General features: G+C 62.8%; 13 protein-coding genes. 6 read left to right on the top strand and 7 right to left on the bottom strand.

The genetic code is table 11. The features are described from left to right. The first annotated feature begins 151 nt into the window (after window positions 1-151). Window positions 152-607: a putative toxin-antitoxin system toxin component, PIN family gene (locus GYH35_RS26260; protein WP_161829950.1), complete on the top strand. Its 456-nt coding sequence runs from the start codon at window positions 152-154 to the stop codon at window positions 605-607. A gap of 96 nt (window positions 608-703) precedes the next feature. Here GYH35_RS26260 and GYH35_RS26255 read toward each other — a convergent pair whose 3' ends face one another. Next, complete coding sequence (locus GYH35_RS26255; protein ID WP_161829949.1) at window positions 704-3,388, bottom strand: kelch repeat-containing protein; 2,685 nt, start codon at window positions 3,386-3,388, stop codon at window positions 704-706. Window positions 3,389-3,556: 168 nt separating this feature from the next. Beyond that, a complete protein-coding gene (locus GYH35_RS26250) occupies window positions 3,557-4,924 on the bottom strand; it encodes an MFS transporter (protein WP_161829948.1) in 1,368 nt (455 codons plus the stop codon). 79 nt (window positions 4,925-5,003) lie between these two features. Here GYH35_RS26250 and GYH35_RS26245 point away from each other — a divergent pair, with 79 nt between their 5' ends. Both GYH35_RS26245 and GYH35_RS26240 read left to right on the top strand, forming a co-directional pair. Beyond that, the gene (locus GYH35_RS26245; protein ID WP_202624719.1) at window positions 5,004-5,909 is read left to right on the top strand and encodes a LysR substrate-binding domain-containing protein; all 906 of its coding nucleotides are present in this window, start codon (window positions 5,004-5,006) and stop codon (window positions 5,907-5,909) included. Window positions 5,910-6,011: 102 nt separating this feature from the next. Next, entirely contained in the window at window positions 6,012-6,749 is a 738-nt protein-coding gene (locus GYH35_RS26240) for an SDR family NAD(P)-dependent oxidoreductase (RefSeq protein ID WP_161813189.1), read from the top strand. A 25-nt stretch (window positions 6,750-6,774) separates the two neighbouring features. Here the strand turns inward: GYH35_RS26240 and GYH35_RS26235 are convergent, their stop codons facing one another. From GYH35_RS26235 to GYH35_RS26215, 5 genes are read right to left on the bottom strand one after another with little or no spacing between them, the layout of a single operon-like run. Beyond that, on the bottom strand, window positions 6,775-9,897 hold the full coding sequence (locus GYH35_RS26235) for a response regulator (protein WP_161829947.1): 3,123 nt from the start codon (window positions 9,895-9,897) through the stop codon (window positions 6,775-6,777). A gap of 14 nt (window positions 9,898-9,911) precedes the next feature. After that, window positions 9,912-11,090 (bottom strand): porin family protein, encoded by a 1,179-nt coding sequence (locus tag GYH35_RS26230; RefSeq protein ID WP_161829946.1) that lies wholly within the window; start codon window positions 11,088-11,090, stop codon window positions 9,912-9,914. Continuing rightward, on the bottom strand, window positions 11,083-11,583 hold the full coding sequence (locus GYH35_RS26225) for a type 2 periplasmic-binding domain-containing protein (RefSeq protein WP_202624717.1): 501 nt from the start codon (window positions 11,581-11,583) through the stop codon (window positions 11,083-11,085). Before GYH35_RS26225 ends, GYH35_RS26230 begins: the two co-directional genes overlap by 8 nt. 9 nt (window positions 11,584-11,592) lie before the next feature. Continuing rightward, a complete protein-coding gene (locus tag GYH35_RS26220) occupies window positions 11,593-11,982 on the bottom strand; it encodes a response regulator (protein ID WP_161813186.1) in 390 nt (129 codons plus the stop codon). An 8-nt stretch (window positions 11,983-11,990) separates the two neighbouring features. Beyond that, the gene (locus GYH35_RS26215; protein WP_161829945.1) at window positions 11,991-13,163 is read right to left on the bottom strand and encodes a sensor histidine kinase; all 1,173 of its coding nucleotides are present in this window, start codon (window positions 13,161-13,163) and stop codon (window positions 11,991-11,993) included. Window positions 13,164-13,430: 267 nt separating this feature from the next. Between GYH35_RS26215 and GYH35_RS26210 the strand changes: the two genes are divergently transcribed. Genes GYH35_RS26210 through GYH35_RS26200 form a run of 3 tightly spaced genes read left to right on the top strand, consistent with a single transcriptional unit; the run spans window position 13,431 to window position 17,414 of the window. Continuing rightward, the gene (locus GYH35_RS26210; RefSeq protein WP_161813184.1) at window positions 13,431-16,088 is read left to right on the top strand and encodes an MHYT domain-containing protein; all 2,658 of its coding nucleotides are present in this window, start codon (window positions 13,431-13,433) and stop codon (window positions 16,086-16,088) included. Beyond that, complete coding sequence (locus tag GYH35_RS26205) at window positions 16,085-16,531, top strand: response regulator (protein WP_161813183.1); 447 nt, start codon at window positions 16,085-16,087, stop codon at window positions 16,529-16,531. The genes GYH35_RS26210 and GYH35_RS26205 overlap by 4 nt, the downstream gene beginning before the upstream one ends. Then, window positions 16,524-17,414, top strand: a complete 891-nt coding sequence (locus GYH35_RS26200; RefSeq protein WP_161813182.1) for a GGDEF domain-containing response regulator — start codon at window positions 16,524-16,526, stop codon at window positions 17,412-17,414. The genes GYH35_RS26205 and GYH35_RS26200 overlap by 8 nt, the downstream gene beginning before the upstream one ends. The last annotated feature ends 2 nt before the right edge of the window (window positions 17,415-17,416 follow it).

The following is a 17,416-nucleotide window of genomic DNA, read 5'->3' as shown; positions in this document are numbered from 1 at the left end:
CTCCTTGTGAAAACAGAGGTGGGACTGATGACGACGCGCGGCAGTATCGTGATTCGCCGGGCAGGGCGAATCGTCCGGAAGACGCACTCGCAGAGCCATGCCCGTTTGGGCAGACAAGCGGGTAACTATCGATAGGTGCTCGACCAATCACATGAGACTAGTGCTCGACACCAACATCGTTCTCGACTGGCTCGTCTTCGAGGACGCACGCTTGTCCGAATTGCAGCGAGCTTGGGATGAGCAACGATTGGAGCTCATTACTCACGTGCCGGCGCTGGAGGAACTGTGCCGAGTGCTCACGTACCCGCAGTTCAAACTGTCAGAAGGTGAGCAACGAGCTGTGTTGGAGATCTACGGATCGCGCGTTCGCGTGACGCCATTGCCTGACGGGGTGACGATGGAGCGCCTGGGAATGCCCACGGGCTTTCCTCGCTGCAAGGACTGCGATGACGATCACTTCCTCGCCCTCGCCTACCATCATCATGCCGACGCCATCGTCAGCAAGGATCGGGCGGTTCTCGATCTTGCGAAGCGAGCACGAAAGTTTGGTGTGACGGTGCTTAGCCCGCTGCAGTTGGCGGCGCGGCTTAGTGAGGCGAAGGTTTAGCTGCTCGTGTCGCGACCCTCGTCGCCGCAGGCTTCTTTCCTGCGGCGACGTAGGGCGAAACTGATCCTCAAGCTAGCGGTAGACCACGGTTGGTTCTCACCAGTACAGCTCCGAAGAGCTCAGCGGTGTGCCCCCGCTGCCACCTGTTATGAGAACGGCGCCGTCGGTAAGCAGCGTTGCCTGATGCCGAGAACGGGCAGTGTGCAGACTCGGCCGCGCAGACCAAGTCCCAGTCGCAGGATCGTAGATCTCGACAGCACTCAATAGTCCCGCTGTCCCGAGCCCGCCCACGAGCAGCACAGTTCCATTTGGCAGCAGTGTCGCTGAACTGTCACTGCGCGCCCATGACGTGCTACCGGTCGGAGACCACGTGTTCGACACGGGGTCGTAGATTGAGGCGGCAGAAGTGCGTCCGTTCGAAACGTCGCCTCCTGCCACGAGCACCGTCCCGTTGGGCAGCAGCGTGGCGGTGTGAGCGGTGACAGCGTCGCTCAGGCTTGCCGCCGCCGACCAGGCACCCGTCGCAGGATCGTAGATCTCCGCCGTCGCGGTAAGGGCGCGCCCACCGCCACTGGCGTGCCAGCCACCTACCACCAGCACCGTTCCATTCGGCAGCAAGGTTGCAGAGTGTTGGCAGCGGGCTGTTGCCATGGTGCCGGCCGATGACCAGGTATTGTTGACTGGATCATAGAGTGCCGCGCTTGCAAGGGTTGTGGGGTTCATGCCGCCGGCTACCAGCACTTTGCCATTGGCGAGCACGGTAGCCGTATGGCACGCCCGGGCCTCGCTCATCGGTGGCGCTGCGGTCCAGCTGTTTTGCACGGGATCGTAAAGGTCCACTGTGTTCGTAAAAGACATCAGATCCAATTCGCCGCCTGCCACCAGAACCCTGCCATCCGGTAACAGAGTCGCTGTATGGTAGCCGTGTCGTGAAGGCATATTTGCGGCCGGCGACCACGTTCGCGTCAGCGGGTTATAGATCTCCGCGCTGGTTTGTGGCGCACCGGCGTAAGCGTTGCTGTTGCCAGTCGCGAGTACAGCGCCGCTGGGCAACAGCGTGGCGGCATGGCCCGATCGGCCCCCTGCGAGAGTTCCGGCCACCGTCCATTCGTTCGTCACGATCGCGAGCGGGACGGTCTCGGTGAGGGAGTCGACAGTGGCCTCGATCGTAGTCGTGCCCAGCGATACTCCGTCGATCACACCCGAATGCGGGTCGATCGTCGCGACAGACGGTGCGCCCGAAGCCCAAGTTGCGAGACTCGTGACATTCACTGTCGTGCCGTCCGAGTAGGTTGCGTTGAGCGTCGGTTTCAGGCCGATCCCGACGCCCGTGCGCAGCGGGTTCGGGCTGAGCGCCAAGGTGATCGGCACCGCTGCTGTCACGTTCAACGTGGCGCTACCTGAAATCACGCCGGACTCCGCGACGATCGAGGTTGAGCCGACCCCCAGTGTTTGCGCGAGACCGGTTGGACTGATCGTCGCCACACTGTGTGCGCTGGAGGTCCACGAGGCGCTGCCAGTCAGGTCGATCTGCCTGCCGTCGCTGAAGGTGCCCATGGCAGTGAATTGTTGGGTCAGTCCTTTCGGGATGTCTCCGGTAGTCGAAGGAGCGATCGTGATCGCCAGCAGGCCGCTGACGAATGATACACGCGCGAGCTTGGTGGCCCCGCTGGTCAAGTACACGGTCTGCACGCCGTCGGGGAACGGGCCCGGGCCCGGCGACACCGTCAGTGCGTCGCCGCTGTTCACCGTCACGGCGGTCGTTACCGGTGTGCCGTTGATTGTGAATTCCCCCGCGGTGGAGGAAACAGACAGGCCGGCGATCTGATCCACCACCTCGGCGGGTATAGAGAAGATCGACGACGGACCGGCGTCGGCGATGTGGTACTCGAAGTTGCCGACGATGCCGTCTCCGTCTTGATCGACCCAGGCTGCAATATCAGAGGGCTGGAAATCCACGCCGAGCTGCGCATAACGCTGATTCAGATTGGCGGCGACAGCCGCGGTGTTCAAATCGCGACCCGCCGTTGCGAGCGCCGCGATGGTGGTCAGGTCCGTCAACCTGCCATTGGCGCCCAGGTCGGTTTGAAAGTTGCTGATCAGTGCGCTCAGCTCGCCGGCCTGATTGCCATTGACGAATACGCTGGAGATGGCCGCGAGAATGCGATCGCCATCCGAGCTACCGCGCAGGTCGAGCGTTCCGAACGGTTCATAGCTGCCCGCCGGAATGCCGAAGGCCGTCAACACTTCATGCTCCGCCTGAGAGCGCGCGGCGGCGAACGTCATTTGATTGTCCACGATCAGCTTCTTGATTCGCTGATAGGCCAAGGTGGTCAGAATATTGACGTTGACCGTGGTGTCGATCGACAGCTCGCTGTAGCCGTTGAGCGTGACCGGGCCGGAGGAAACGACGCCTTGAACCTCATCGAAGTAGTAGCCCGTGGCATTGATGCCCAGGTACTGGCTGGTGAACGCGGAGGTGGGCGAAAACGCGCCGAGGTCGGAGGTGACCTGATACGAATACTGCTTGCCGGTGGGAGAAAGGCTCGAGTCGAGCTCTTGGATGGTGACCGTCGACCCTGTGATCAGCGGCCCCTTCTCAGCAACGCCTCCGCTCGCGGTGTACGTGATGGGCGCCGGTTGCGGTGGGCTCGGATTCGGCGGGCTGGGACTTTGTGGGCTCGGATTCGGCGAACCACCGCCGCCCCCGCCCCCGCCGCAAGCACCTACCAACAGAGACGAAGCCGCAACCAGTGCGGCAAGCATGCGTCGAAAATTCACTTGAGATATCCGTCTCTGATTGTTTATTTGCCCGGCAGGCAACCTATCGTCTCAGTGTCGATTTGCCGGGTCAAGGCTGCGGCTCGGTTAGAAACATCTCAACAGCAGCGAGGAGCTGACGCCGGACTGCATTATGCGGGGCCGGGAGTCATGGCGGCCCCGTTCTTGTCATAACCGAGTTGACGGATCGGGCGAGTCACGTGCTTTGAATGACGCCACCACTCCGAGCGCCGTCAGCGTCAGCAGCGCCCCTATAGCCCATAGCATCCCATCGACGAACTCCGCACGCGCCTGCGCCGTTAGCCCGAGGTGATCGACCACGCGCAAATCGCCCGCGGCGATCTCGCTGAGCACTTCATTCGTGACACCGATGTGCGAAGCAAGCGCTGCCTTCACGACGTAAAGCACCACAGCGCCTGGAATGATCGCCGCGAGAATGTCGCCAAGTAAGCGGACGACGTTGAACGCACCGGCCGCCAGGCCGGCCTGCTCCGCCGGCACTGCCGTCAGGCCGATGTAATCGACCAGTCCGTACAGCGCGCCAGCGCCGCTGCCACACACTACAAGTCCGATGACCTCGAGCGTTCGCGATGTCGCTCCAGTCCATGCGATATGCATGCACCACAGGCCGGCCGCAATCATGAGGAAACCGCCGATCAACACCGCACTGATCTTGAAGATCAGGACGAGCCGACTGACGACGACCGGCATGATCAACGCAGGCAACAGCAACGCGAGCATCAGCCCGCCAACACTGCGGGGGTCGAGCCCGTCCACTGCCTGCATATGCAGCGGAGCGTAAATAAACAACGCCACCCAGACCGTCGTAAACAACAGGCACAAGAGACAACTGAGCATGAACGATCGGTTCTCGAGCAGCGCGCGCATCGGCACGTGAGCTCGTTGCGATCTGGGGCGACTGGCCAACGCGCCCGGCGAGCAACACACCACCGCGAGCGCCGCGATCATCACCGGAATCGGCAGAGCCAGCGCGGCACGCCAGCCGAACCAACTGCTGGCCGCGCCGGCCAGCAACGCGCCCAACGCGAGGCCGATGCCACCGCTGGATCCCAGATATCCAAACGCTCGCTTGCGATCCGCCTCGTTCGAGAACGCCAAGGTAAGTGCCGCCGGGGCGGTTGCCGTCAACAATGCCGCGCCGATGCCTTGAAATGCGCGACCAGCCATCAGCCACGTCACATCCCCCGCCAGCACCGCGACCGCGGCGCCGACAACGAACACGACCGCACCCCAAACAAACAATGGCCGTTGACCGCTGCGATCCGACCACGCGCCAAACGGCAGCAGCAACAATGCATAGCTGACGATGAAGCTGTTCAGCACCCATTGCAGCTGGTCGATGCCCAGCTGCAGCTCGCTTTGAACACCCGCCAGCGCGATGCTCGCCGTGGTGATGGTCATGGCGATGCCGCCCATCGTCGCGCAGGCGGCAATGAGCGTCGCGATCTTGGCTCGATCGCGATTGCAGGGCGCCTGATCCGCAACAGCGGTATCCGGAGAGCTCGGGAATGTCATAGGCTCTGCAGCCTAACGAACCGCTTTCGACGCAACGAGGACCGGACTGCAACGCCTCGTTGCAAAAACAGGACGCCCCATGACGATTGACGATTTAAACGATCTGTACTTGTTCGCACGCGTCGTCGAAGCCGGCGGCTTCGCGGCAGCGGAACGCGACACTGGCATCCCTAAATCGCGACTCAGTCGCCGTATCGCCGCGCTGGAAAAGCAGCTCGGTGTCCGGCTCATTCATCGCTCGGCGCACGCGTTCAATGTTACGGACGTGGGCCAAAGCGTTTACAAGCACGCTCGCGCCATGGCGGACGAAGCGCAGTCAGCGGTCGCAACCGTGGCGGATTCGCTCAACGAGCCGAGCGGACTGGTGCGCATGAGCTCGTCCATTCTGACGGCGGAGTTGTATCTCGCCGGCTGGCTGGGCGAGTTCATGAGCCGCTATCCGAAGGTGCGCGTGTCGCTGGAGCTGTCGAACCGGTTCGTCGATTTGCTGGCGGAGCGCATCGACCTGGCGATCCGCTTTTCCACCGAGCCGCTGGCGTCGGCCGATGTGGTCGCACGCCCGCTCGGCCTGGCGCGCATGGTGCTGGTCGCGAGCCCGGCCTTGCTCGAAAAATATGGAGTTCCCGCCGAGATCTCCGACCTGGCGAAGCTGCCTGCGTTAGGACAAGGCACGCTCGAAGCGGTGCGCCCGTGGTCGTTCAAGGGGCCGCACGGCGAAGTAGTTCTGCATCATCCGGAACCGCGCCTGGTCGTAGAGAACATCATCGCACTTCGCGAGGCGGCGATACGCGGAGCCGGCGTGATTCAACTTCCTTGGGATGCATGCAAAGCTCAACTCGAGAGCGGCGAACTGCGTGTCGTGCTCGACCAGTATCCGTCCATCGGCACTGGCGTGTATGGGCTCTATCCGAGCCGTGTCGGAATGCCAGCGGCCGTACGCGCCCTGCTGAGCTTCCTCGAAGAACGCTTTCGCTCGGTCTACTGAAGACCGGCGTTGCAAATCTGGAACGCGCCGATGCGCTGGCGCAGCTACCAGCTCGGCGACCTCGTCCTTAACGTTGTGCCATCCGAAACTTGGAGGCACAACATGAATCTCGCAGGACAAGTCGCGATAGTAACCGGCGGATCGCGCGGCATCGGCGCAGCCGTGGCGCGCCGACTGGCGAAAGACGGCGCCGCTGTCGCGCTGATCTATCAATCGAACCGCGAACAGGCGGCCGAAGTCGCTGCCGACATCCGCAAGCAAGGCGGGCGCGCAGCGATTTTCCAAGCCAATGTGATCGATGAGCACGCCGTGAACACGGCCGTACAACAAGCCGTCGCCGAGTTTGGGCCGGTCAACGTGCTAGCACACATCGCCGGCGTATTCGATGCCGCGCCGGTTGGAAACATCACGCGCGAGCTGTTCGATCAGCAGTTCCTGGTCAACACCTGGAGCGTAATCACGACGACTCAGGCGGTGCTGCCCCACTTCTCATCCAACGGTGGCAGCATCATCAATGTGTCGACCAGCCTGGTTCACGAGCCGCGCGACGGCACGGCCGTGTACTCGGCGAGTAAAGCAGCGCTGGAAACGCTCACATTTGGCTTCGCCAGTGAGCTGGGTGCTCGAGGCATTCGTGTCAACGCCGTGGCTCCGGCCATCACGCGCACGGACATGACCGCCGATATTCCCCAGCCGCATCTCGACCATGAGCGCTCGTTGACGCCGCTAGGCCGCCTGGCGGAGCCGGACGATATCGCCGATGTCGTCGCCTTCCTGGCGTCGCGCGATTCGCGCTGGGTCACAGGCCGGACGCTGCTGACGGACGGCGGACGAATGTAACAACGGCTACGAGAATCCGGCGCGACTACTTCGCGCCTGATTCGGCGAGCTTCTTGCGCAGACTGTCGATCGACGCAACCAGCTGGCGATACGTTTGTTCGGCGGACGAAACTTTATCGGCGACTCGAGACAGATCGCCCGCCGCGCCCAGGTCTTCCAGTTCCTGAAACATTCGCGCCAGCGCGTCGGCGCCGACGGTCGCGGCGTTGGCCTTGAGGCTGTGAGCGCTGCGACGGAGCGCTTTCGCGTCGCCATCCGTGAGCGCTCGGCGCAGCGCGTCCAGGAGTCGAGGTGCGCTATCGACCATCGCACCCAACACCAGGCTCGCGCCTATCGCGCCGGCTGCCGAGACCAGACGGTCAACGGCGCCCTGACGGAAGTCCATCAACGACAGATTGTTTGCTGCTACGGGGGCCGTGGTAGCCGTGGCTTCGACAGGCACCTGTTGGCGCATCAGGACTTTCGCCAGCTCGTCGAGTTGCACAGGTTTGCTGATGTAATCGTCCATGCCCGCGGCGAGACACAGCTCGCGATCGCCCGTCAACGCGTTGGCCGTCATCGCGACGATGCGTGGCTGTCGCTCCTTCGGCAACCGCTCGCGAATCTGCCGAGTCGCATCGAGACCGTCCAGTTCGGGCATCAACACATCCATGAGGATGAGGTCGTACGGCAACCGCATCGCAGCCTCCACCGCTTCGACGCCGTTCGATACGACATCCGCCGTCTGCGACAACCGTTCCAATAGCAGCTGCGCCATGCGCTGATTCACGACGTTGTCTTCGGCCAGCAGGATGCGCATCGGTCCCTGCAGCTGGGAATGATCGGCGGCCCATTGGAAGTTCAGCTGATACGGCAGTGTGGCAGCCGCTCCAGTCAGCACAGCGGCGAGCGCATCGAAAAGATGTGACTGATGCAAAGGCTTGGTCAGCACGGCCTGAATGTGCGATCCCGCCGCGCGCGCGGCTTCATGCTCCGGGCCATGACTGGCCAGCAGCAGAATCTTCATCGAATGCGCGGCATCCAGCGCGGCAATTTCCCTGGCGAGCTGGGCGCCATCCATCGTTGACAAGGTGTAATCGATGAGCGCCACGTCGAACCGCTCGCCGTTGCGAATCAGATCCAAGGCCTGCTCGGGCGAGGAAACATCCGCAACAGGCATGCCCCACGAGTCGCAGTACTGACGCAATACCCCGCGAGTCGTTTCGTTTTCTTTCACGATGAGCACGCGACGCCCCGTCAGTTGCTCCGGATCCATCGCACCGGGCCGGGTCGGCATGAGATCGGCAGACGCGGCTTCGAGCGGCAGCGTCACGATGAAGGTCGAGCCGACCCCAACGGTGCTCTCCACCTGGATGTCGCCGTTCATGGCCTCGGCCAGCCGTTTGCAAATCGCGAGCCCGAGCCCCGTGCCGCCGTAGACGCGAGTCGTGGAGACATCGACCTGGCTGAACACTTCGAACAACCGGTGCCGGCGCTCCGCCGGAATGCCAATGCCTGTATCTCGGATTGCGAGTCGCACGACGTAACGACCGCTCCGCTCCTGCACGCCGCCGATCTCGGCGACGACTTCGCCGTGCGCGGTGAACTTCACCGCATTCGACAGCAGATTGACCAGGATCTGACGAATGCGCGCCGCGTCGCCGACGAAATAATTGGGCAGCTGCGGATCGTAGTCGTACGCCAGTTCCAGGCCCTTTTCCTGGGCACGACTGGCCAGCAGATCCAACGACTCCTCCACACATACGCGCAGATTGAATCCCTGCTGCTCCAGCTCGAGACGCCCCGCTTCGATCTTCGAGAAGTCCAGAATGTCGTTGATCAGATCGAGCAGCACACCGCCGCTCAAGCGCGCCATTTCGACGTACTCGCGCTGGCGCTCGTCGAGTCGCGTGTCCTTGAGCAGACTGGTGGCGCCGATGATGGCGTTCAGCGGCGTGCGAATCTCGTGGCTCATGGTCGCGAGGAAGCTCGATTTCGCCGCGCTCGCCGACTCCGCTTGATTCAAACGTTCCAGCCTGGTGGCCAGCAGCGCTGCACTGTGGCGGAGGACATCGACCTCATCCGAGAAGCGCGAATCGATTCGATCCTCGCCCAACAGCCCGCGCGCCTCCGCGAACCTTTGTTCCGCGACCACAGGCAGTGCTCGCGTGACACGGACCAGTCGACGCAACACCGGCCAGGCCACGAGCAGCAACGCCAGCGAGGACAGCGTCAGACCGACGGCAATCGCCAGCGTCATCCTGCCGGTATCCGCGCGAATACGCGCCTGCGCCGCTGTGTCGTCGACGATGAACAGAGCCTCGGGACCACGGCTATTGCCGACCAGGCGCGCCGGCAATGTATGTATCTGCACGAGATAACTGCGCTCGTCCGCGACTTTCGTCACCCTGGCGTTCGGCGCCGGCGCCGATTGCTCATAGTTCAACTCGTTCAGCACGGGCGCCAGCGTCGGAGCATTCGTGAGCACGCGCAGATGCCGTCCCCACAGCTGCGGCAAGGACTCGTCTCTGGAAGTGTCGCCGGTCTCCATCAGCGCGACATCGGCGCCGGCGACACGCCGGAACACTTGCAGCTGATCCGACGCAAGCTGACTGACGATCACCGAGATCTCGCGGCCGTCGCGATCGAACGCCGGCACGAAAGCGTGCAGCACACACTCCCGGACGCAGGTGAGCCGGGTCAGCGGCCGATGGGTCTCCCGTAGATCGCGCAGAATGTCCGCAATCTTGAAAGGCTGCGCGGCTCCCGAGCCACTGCCGAGCCACTGAGCAATCGGCTTGCCCTCCGCGGTGTAGTACTCGATCCGAGTCAGCGCCGACAGCAAACCCGCCGTCGGCGACAGATCGGCCAGGTCGCTCGACTGCAGCTCGCGGGTGCTGGTCACTGCCGCCATGTTGGTGGCAAGACGGGTCAGCTCGTCGCCGGCGCGCTCCAGCAAAGCGTCCAGCGCCATGCCGAAGCGATCCATCTCCTCCTGGCGATTGCGCTCGTTCTGTTCCTGCAGACTGTGGTAGCCGAGGTAACCCAGAAAGGGATACGTCGTGCCGAGCAGGATGATCAACAGCAGCAGCGCCTTCCACATCAAGCTCAGGCGCGGCCGCATGCGCCGGGACGATTCGGGGGGTGGCGGCGCCGGGGCGGTGGCCATTGGATGCACGCCGCTCAGAATTTATAACCCGCCATCAACATGAGCATGGACCAGCGTTGATCGCGCACCGGCGGCGGATTCTCCAGCGGCTGCAGCGTTGCCGTGCCGTTGATCCAGTGGTGCTCGGCCCAGAAGCCCCAATGTTCGCCGGGGCGCCAGTTGACGCCGACCGTGAAGTCATGACTGAACCGCGAGCGGCGGTCGACGCCGGGATTGGCCGCCGCGAAGTCATGGCCGCTGCGATCGTGACGATCGCTGTAGAAGCCGTCCATTCTCGCCATCAGCGTCCAGTCGGAGCGCACACGATACTCGGCCTGGAGATATCCGCTATCCGCCGCAACACGTTGATGCAAGAACGGAGCGCCCATGAATGTCAGCCGGTTGTCATTGTCGACCAGCACGTACTCGGCGGTGACAGTGAAGCGCTCGGCGTTGTAACGCGCCGAGAAAACATTCAGGTCCACATCGAAGCGGCCGACCAGATCGATCTCCGGCGCGGTCGACAAACGGAACTGGCCGGAGAAACGGCTATAGGCGAGCTGCCACTTGCCGCCGTCGATGGAATCCATGATCTGAACGTTCCAGGAATCGCCGATTCGAAGATCGAAGGGCACGGTCAAGGAGACCAGCAAGCGCTCGTCGGACTTGCGCACGTCCCGCTCGGCATTGAGAGTCCCCGTGAACGACAGCTCATGCACCCCGATGACGGCGCCTCCATAAACCTGCGCGCCCGGCGATGTGAAGATCAGGCTCCGTTGATTCTGATTGTCGCTGTAGACGGAAGGCAGCAGGATGCTCGGCCGCGTGAACACCACGTCGCGCGTCTCATTATAGAAGCCAAGAGCGTTCTTCACTTTGCCGGCTCGCAAGCCCGCCTGGATGCTCGCCTCCGAGACCAGGCGATAGTCGGCCACGGCGTAGTCCAATCGCAATGAGCCATCGTCGCTGATGCCCGCATCGCGGATCGCCGCCTGGGCTGCGAACGTCAAGTTCGGCTGCACTTGCACCGCTGCATTGATGCCCGCCTCGTAGTAGTCGAAGCTGCCGTCGGTGCTGTCGCCAAAGAAATCGTTGTGCCGACTCAGCACGAAGCCTTGGGCCGCGTAGCCGTGCACTTGATAGTCGATAGCGGCCGCCGAGCCGCTGAAACAAATCGCGGCGAATACGGCTGCGATGCGCAATGGGTTACTCATGGGCGGGCGCCGCCAGCAGCACGATTTGCCAGCGCGGCGGCATCGGGCGAGCTCGCGACGAGGTCTCGCGCTTACGCACGAATCCGATCGCGCCGGGCGTGGAGCGCACCAGCTCGATCATCTCGCTTTCCGAGCGCACCACGGTCGGAGCAAAGCCGGTGCCAGTGAAAACCATGCGATCCCAGGCCCGACGCAACACGTAGGAGTACATGCCGAGGCGTTCTCGATAGAACCGATCGCTGAGCGGATTGTCATCGGGCAGCACGAACACGCGAACCGGCGTGCCATCCGGCCATTCGCGCACTCGCATCGTGAACACGGCACGCAACAGGCTGCGGTCCAATGTTATTTCCGCCAGCGAGGGACTGACGATGACGTCGACCGCGAACGAGTTGTTCTGAGGACTCGCCGCGGACGACACGAGCAACAGCAGCGCCACCGCGAGATAGCGCAGGCGTTGCAGCATCGATGTGGTGTGGACGGTGAATTTCACGAAAACGCTCTATCCCTGAGAAACGCGCATCCCGGGGTCCAGATGCTGGCCGATGGTGGCGGCGAATGAGGCTGGATCGACCGGCTTGACGAGGCAGCCGTCAAAGTCCGCAGCCAGCGCCTGCCGCTGCTCCTGACTCATCGAGGCCGCGGTGAACGCCAGCACCGGCACTTTGCGCCATTCACTGCTCGCTCGCAGTGCCTGCACCAGTTGCGGACCTTCGATCACGGGTAAGTCCAGGTCACAAAGAATCAGCTGCGCAGTGTTCTCCAGCGCCAGGCGCATGCCATTGCCGCCATCGGTCGCGCTGCTGACGATGTAGCCGGCGTCGCGCAGCAGATACTCGGCCAGCGCCAGGCTCATTTCATTGTCTTCGATGATGAGGATGTGCGCGCTCATGGAAAACGTCATGCGGGCAGCGTGAAACGAAACTCCGCGCCGCGGCCTTTCTCGGCCTCGACCCAGATCGTGCCGCCATGCCGCTCGATCAGCCGCTTCGCCAGGGCCAGCCCCATCCCAAGCCCTTCGAACTCCTCTTCGGTGTGCATGCGCTGAAAGAATCCGAACAAGCGGCGCGCGTACTTGGGATCGAAGCCCACGCCGTTGTCCTTGATGGAGTAAACCATGTGATGCCCTTGGCGCTTGCCGCTCACCTCGATGCGCGGCTGCGCTGCGTGACGGGTGAACTTGAACGCGTTCGCCAACAGGTTGTGCCACACGAGACGCAACAGCTCGAAATCCGCATCGGCCGCGGGCAGCTCTTCGAGCACCACTTCGACCTGACGATCGGGCGCCGCGGCCCGCAGCTCTGCGACGATCTTGCCGATCATTGCCGCGATATCCACATTCTGTCGATGCAGCGGATGCTGGCTGATGGTATCGAACCGCGTGAGCAGCTCGGCCCGCAACGCAAGCTTCGCCGCGCCGGTGCCAATATGATTGAGCAGACCCGCCGCCCGCGCCGGCAAGTGCTCGGCATGATCTGTCACGAGAATCTTCGACATCTGCTCGAGCATCCGCAGCGGCGCGCGGAAATCATGAGAGATGACATGCGCATGCTGCTCGAGCGCGACTTTGCTACGCCGCAGTTCGTCACGCAGTTCCGCCGAGCTTGCCTCGAGCAAAGTGATCAGCACCCCGCCGATGCCGCCCGAGTCGTCGGGCACCGGCACGAAACAAAACGTCGTCACCGTCGGCTCGCTGCCCCCGTCACGATCGAATGAGACCGATTGATTCTCCAGCCGCGCCGGCTCGCCGCGAGCAGCTCGCTCGAAACAGGCATGCATCGCTGGCCACGACTGCGCCCAGCTGTGGGCGAAGTCCACGCCGAGCGCGTCGGCACGGATGAGCGACACCTGCGAATAGGCGTCGTTATAAATCTGCGTACGTTGCCCGCCCCATGCAATGCATGCGGGCGCGGGGAAGCCGAGACAGATGCCGAGTGCGGTTCGCAAACTCAGCGGCCACTTCTCGATCGTCCCCAACGCATGGCCTGTCCAGTCTTTTGCGTTGATCGCCTCATCCATCGCGCTCCCCGAAATCATCGGGCGCGCAACGGCGCGATCTTCCAGCCGCTTCATCGTGACACTCGCTGTTGCTGCTCACGTGTCGCAGCAACGACGACGTGGGGTCGGATCATCGGAGATTCGTTGCGGTGTGTCTAGTTGCAAACGCCGAGGGCGATGCGCGGTCAACGGCGCAAACCGTGGTTAATACCTACGCGCGGGTCCTTTGCGTTCTGACTATGACAAATACAAAATCGCGACGGACCGAGGGTTGGTTGCGGCGACAAACGGGGTCTATCCCAAGTCAAATCAAAGCCGCAACGACAAACAGAAGGACCGACCATGTCGTCATCTGCAACGGCACTGAGCGGCTCGTACGATTATTTGCTGGTCGCTCTTTCCGTCGTCATCGCGATCCTGGCCTCCTACGCCGCGCTCGATTTCGCCGCGCGAGTCACGGCCGCGCGGGGCTCGATGCGGCTACTGCGCCTCACCGGCGGCGCAGTCTCGATGGGCGTGGGCATCTGGTCCATGCACTACGTCGGCATGCTGGCCTTCCAGCTGCCGATCCCGGTGCGTTATGACTGGCCGACGGTGCTGCTGTCGCTGCTCGCTGCCATGCTGGCCTCGGCGGTGGCGTTATTCGTCGTAAGCCGGCAGCGAATGGGCGTGCCCCGCGCCGTGCTCGGCAGCATCTTGATGGGCAGCGGCATCGCCACCATGCACTACGTCGGCATGGAAGCGATGCGCATGGCCGCCTATCACACCTATTCCCCGGGCCTGGTCGGGCTCTCGGTGCTGCTGGCCATCGTCATCTCCTTCGTGGCGCTGTGGCTCACATTCCATCTGCGCACCGATGCCACTGCCTGGAGCAAGAAGAAGCTCATCGCGGCGCTGGTCATGGGCGCGGCGATTCCAGTCATGCACTACACCGGCATGGCGGCAGTGACTTTCACGCCGTCCACGATGCATTTTCACGATCTTTCGCATGCAGTGAGCGTGTCGGCGCTAGGCACCGTCGGCATCGTGTTCGTCACGCTACTGGTGCTCGGCATGGTCCCGCTGACCAACCTGAAGATCGATATGCTGTCGCACACGCGCCAGCTGACGGTGCGTCATTTCCTGTTTCTGGGAGTGCTCGGCCTGCTGGCCGTGCTGGGCGCGGTACTGGTCGAGCAGGAGGGGCGACAGCTCCGGCAACACGCGCGCCTGATCAGCACCGCCGGGCAACAGAGCATCTTGAGTCAGGAGCTCACCAAGGAAGTGCTGCTGCTTGCCACTCTGCCCGAGGGAGCGGCCAGGGAGCCGGTCATCGCTCGCATCAAGGAAGCCGTGCGCAAATGGCGCAGTTCGCACGAAGCGTTGAAACAAAGCGATCCCGTTTTCGGCGCCTCGGGCACGAACAGCGCTGAAGTGATGCAAATGTTCGGCTGGCTCGACGCGCCTTATCGCGCCATGCTCGAGTCGCTGCGCAGTCTCACAACGGCCGGCAATTCACGGGCGGCCATGGACGGTTCCAAGCTGGTCGAACAGATCCTGGCGCACGAACAATCCTATCTGAGGATCATGAGCGAGATCGCGCGCCAGTACGAGCGCGAATCCCTCGCCCGTCAGAATCTGCGGGATCGAGTCTATGTCGGCCTGATCATCTGTCTGCTCGGCGTCTTGATCCTGCAAGGATTCGTGGTGTTGCGGCCCGCGCTGGTGCGCATCGAGCACGGCATCGGCGAGTTGGAACAGACGACCCAGGCGCTGCATCGGCAGGTGTCGTTCAAGGAGTTGCTGCAGTCGGTGGCGGTCGCGGCTAACGAAGCAACCTCCATCGAGGCGGCCATGCAGTTCGCGCTGGATCGAATCTGCGCACACACCGGCTGGCCGGTGGGACACGTCTATTTCTATACGCCGGGCTCGGGCAAGGAATTGGTCTCCAGCTCGCTATGGCACATCGAGCGCGACGAGCGGTTCGCTTCGCTTTGCGACGCGACCCAAAGCACTCGCTTGTATAGCGGCATGGGCGTGCCGGGGCGCGTGGTCAAGAGCGGCAAGCCGGCCTGGATCCGCGACTTGCTGGTGGAAAGCGAGTTCACGGAGAAGATGGCTGCCGCGGATCTCGACGTACGCGGCGCCTTCGGCTTTCCGGTGTTGGTCCAGGGCGAAGTGGTCGCGGTGCTGGAGTTCTTCTCGCACAAGGTCGAGGAGCCGGACGAAGAGTTGCTGAACGTGATGGCCAATGTCGGTGCGCAACTCGGCCAGGTTGTCGAGCGCACCCGCGCTCAGCAGCAGATCGCACGCAATGCCGAGGATCTGGCGCGCTCGAACGCCGAGCTCGAGCAATTCGCGTACGTGGCTTCGCATGACCTGCAGGAGCCGTTGCGCATGGTCGCGAGCTTCACTCAGCTGCTCGCTCGAAAGTATCAGGGCAAGCTGGATTCCGACGCGGACGAATACATCCGCTATGCCGTCGACGGCGCGCAGCGGATGCAGACACTCATTCTCGATCTGCTGTCGTACGCAAAACTGTCGATGAAAGGCCAGTCGCCTCAACCCATCGATGCGGCTTCGCTCTGCGCCAGCGCCATCAATCAGCTGCGCCAGTCCATCCAGGACAAGAACGCCGTCGTCACTGTCGATCCGCTGCCGACGGTGCTCGGCTACAGCACTCAGCTCACTCAGCTGTTCCAGAATCTCATCGGCAACGCGCTCAAGTACTGCAACCGGCCGCGGCCCGAAGTGCACGTCAGCGCCACGTCCGCGGGCGATCACTGGGTCTTCTCGGTTCGCGACAACGGCATCGGCATCGAACCGCAGTATTTCGAGCGCATCTTTCAAATGTTCAAGCGGCTGCACACGCGCGAGCAATACTCCGGCACCGGCATCGGGCTCGCGCTATGTCACAAGATCGTGGCACGGCATCGCGGCCGCATCTGGGTGGAATCCCAACCCGGCTTCGGCTCCAACTTCCAATTCACCATCCCGCGCGCAGAAGGTGCGATCACATGATCACCAGAGCCATCGAAATCCTGCTCGTGGAGGACAACCCGGGCGACGCACGGCTGACCCTGGAAGCATTCAAGGAAGGCAAGGTCATCAACAACGTCACCGTCGTGCGCGACGGCGTGGAGGCCATGGCATACCTGCGCAGACAGCAGCCGTACAGCGAGGCGAAGCATCCGGACATCATCCTCCTGGATCTCAACCTGCCGAGGAAGGACGGGCGCGAAGTGCTGGCCGAGATCAAATCGGACGAACATCTGCGGCAGATTCCGGTCGTCGTGCTGACGACTTCCACGGCGGAGGAGGACATCGCACGCGCATACAGCAGCCACGCCAATTGTTACATCAGCAAGCCGGTGGACCTGGAACAGTTCCTGCGGGTCGCAAGCTCGATCGAAAGCTTCTGGCTCAACTTCGTCAAACTGCCGCACGGAGCAGTCGATGTTTGACCGGCCGATCCGTTTATTACTGGTCGAGGACAATCCGGGCGACGCCCTGTTGTTCACCGAAACCATCAAGGAAACACGCGCCTTTCAATTCGAAGTAGCTCATCGCGCCTGCGTCGACCACGCGCTGGCGTTTCTCGCCCAGGGCACGCCGGACATGATCGTTCTCGACCTGGGCCTGCCCGATGCCGGCGGCGTGGAGGCCGTCCGCAAAGTCCAGCTCGCCGCGCCCGCAGTGCCGTTGGTCGTGCTGACCGGGCTCGATGACGAAGCATCCGCCATTCAGGCGCTGCATGCGGGAGCTCAGGACTATCTGATCAAAGGTCAGCTGAACACCAGTCTGTTGGTGCGAGCGCTGCGCTACGCGCTCGAGCGTCATGGGCTGCAGATGGCGCTGCGTAAGGAATCGACGATCGATGAGCTCACCGGCCTGGCCAATCGCCGCGGCTTTCTGATGCTTGCCGAACAGCACGCCATGCTGGCGAGACGCACCGGCGAGCATTTCGTCGTCGCGTTCATCGACATGGACCGGTTGAAGCCCATCAACGATACGCTGGGCCATCAAGCCGGCGATGCGGCCATCGCCGAGATCGCCGAGGTGCTGCGAATTTGCTTCAGAGGCTCGGACATCCTCGGCCGTCTCGGCGGCGATGAATTCGCCGTATTGCTGCCGGCGACGGCGGAAAACAGCGAAACATCGATTCGCCAGCGTCTGACCGAGGAACTGCAGACCCGCAATGCCAGACCCGAGCGGCGCTATGCCCTGTGCATCAGCGTCGGCATCGTCGCCACCGATCCGCAACACACCTTATCCGTCGAAGAGATGCTCGCTCAGGCGGATGCGCTGATGTATGTGGAAAAGCAGCGAGGACGAGCGGGCCGCTGAAG

Origin of the sequence: Steroidobacter agaridevorans (genome assembly GCF_009932555.1) — a bacterium.
Taxonomy (GTDB): Bacteria; Pseudomonadota; Gammaproteobacteria; order Steroidobacterales; family Steroidobacteraceae; genus Steroidobacter; species Steroidobacter agaridevorans.
The sequence above is the reverse complement of the archived record's forward strand: the minus strand, read 5'-3'. Positions and strand labels throughout refer to the sequence as shown.

Bases quoted from the DNA above. Each gene is read 5' to 3' on its own strand.
- GYH35_RS26220 (WP_161813186.1), bottom strand. From the start codon at position 11,982: ATGAGCGCGCACATCCTCATCATCGAAGACAATGAAATGAGCCTGGCG.
- GYH35_RS26235 (WP_161829947.1), bottom strand. From the start codon at position 9,897: ATGGCCACCGCCCCGGCGCCGCCACCCCCCGAATCGTCCCGGCGCATG.
- GYH35_RS26250 (WP_161829948.1), bottom strand. From the start codon at position 4,924: ATGACATTCCCGAGCTCTCCGGATACCGCTGTTGCGGATCAGGCGCCC.
- GYH35_RS26200 (WP_161813182.1), top strand. From the start codon at position 16,524: ATGTTTGACCGGCCGATCCGTTTATTACTGGTCGAGGACAATCCGGGC.
- GYH35_RS26260 (WP_161829950.1), top strand. From the start codon at position 152: ATGAGACTAGTGCTCGACACCAACATCGTTCTCGACTGGCTCGTCTTC.
- GYH35_RS26245 (WP_202624719.1), top strand. From the start codon at position 5,004: ATGACGATTGACGATTTAAACGATCTGTACTTGTTCGCACGCGTCGTC.
- GYH35_RS26240 (WP_161813189.1), top strand. From the start codon at position 6,012: ATGAATCTCGCAGGACAAGTCGCGATAGTAACCGGCGGATCGCGCGGC.
- GYH35_RS26210 (WP_161813184.1), top strand. From the start codon at position 13,431: ATGTCGTCATCTGCAACGGCACTGAGCGGCTCGTACGATTATTTGCTG.
- GYH35_RS26205 (WP_161813183.1), top strand. From the start codon at position 16,085: ATGATCACCAGAGCCATCGAAATCCTGCTCGTGGAGGACAACCCGGGC.
- GYH35_RS26215 (WP_161829945.1), bottom strand. From the start codon at position 13,163: ATGAAGCGGCTGGAAGATCGCGCCGTTGCGCGCCCGATGATTTCGGGG.
- GYH35_RS26230 (WP_161829946.1), bottom strand. From the start codon at position 11,090: ATGAGTAACCCATTGCGCATCGCAGCCGTATTCGCCGCGATTTGTTTC.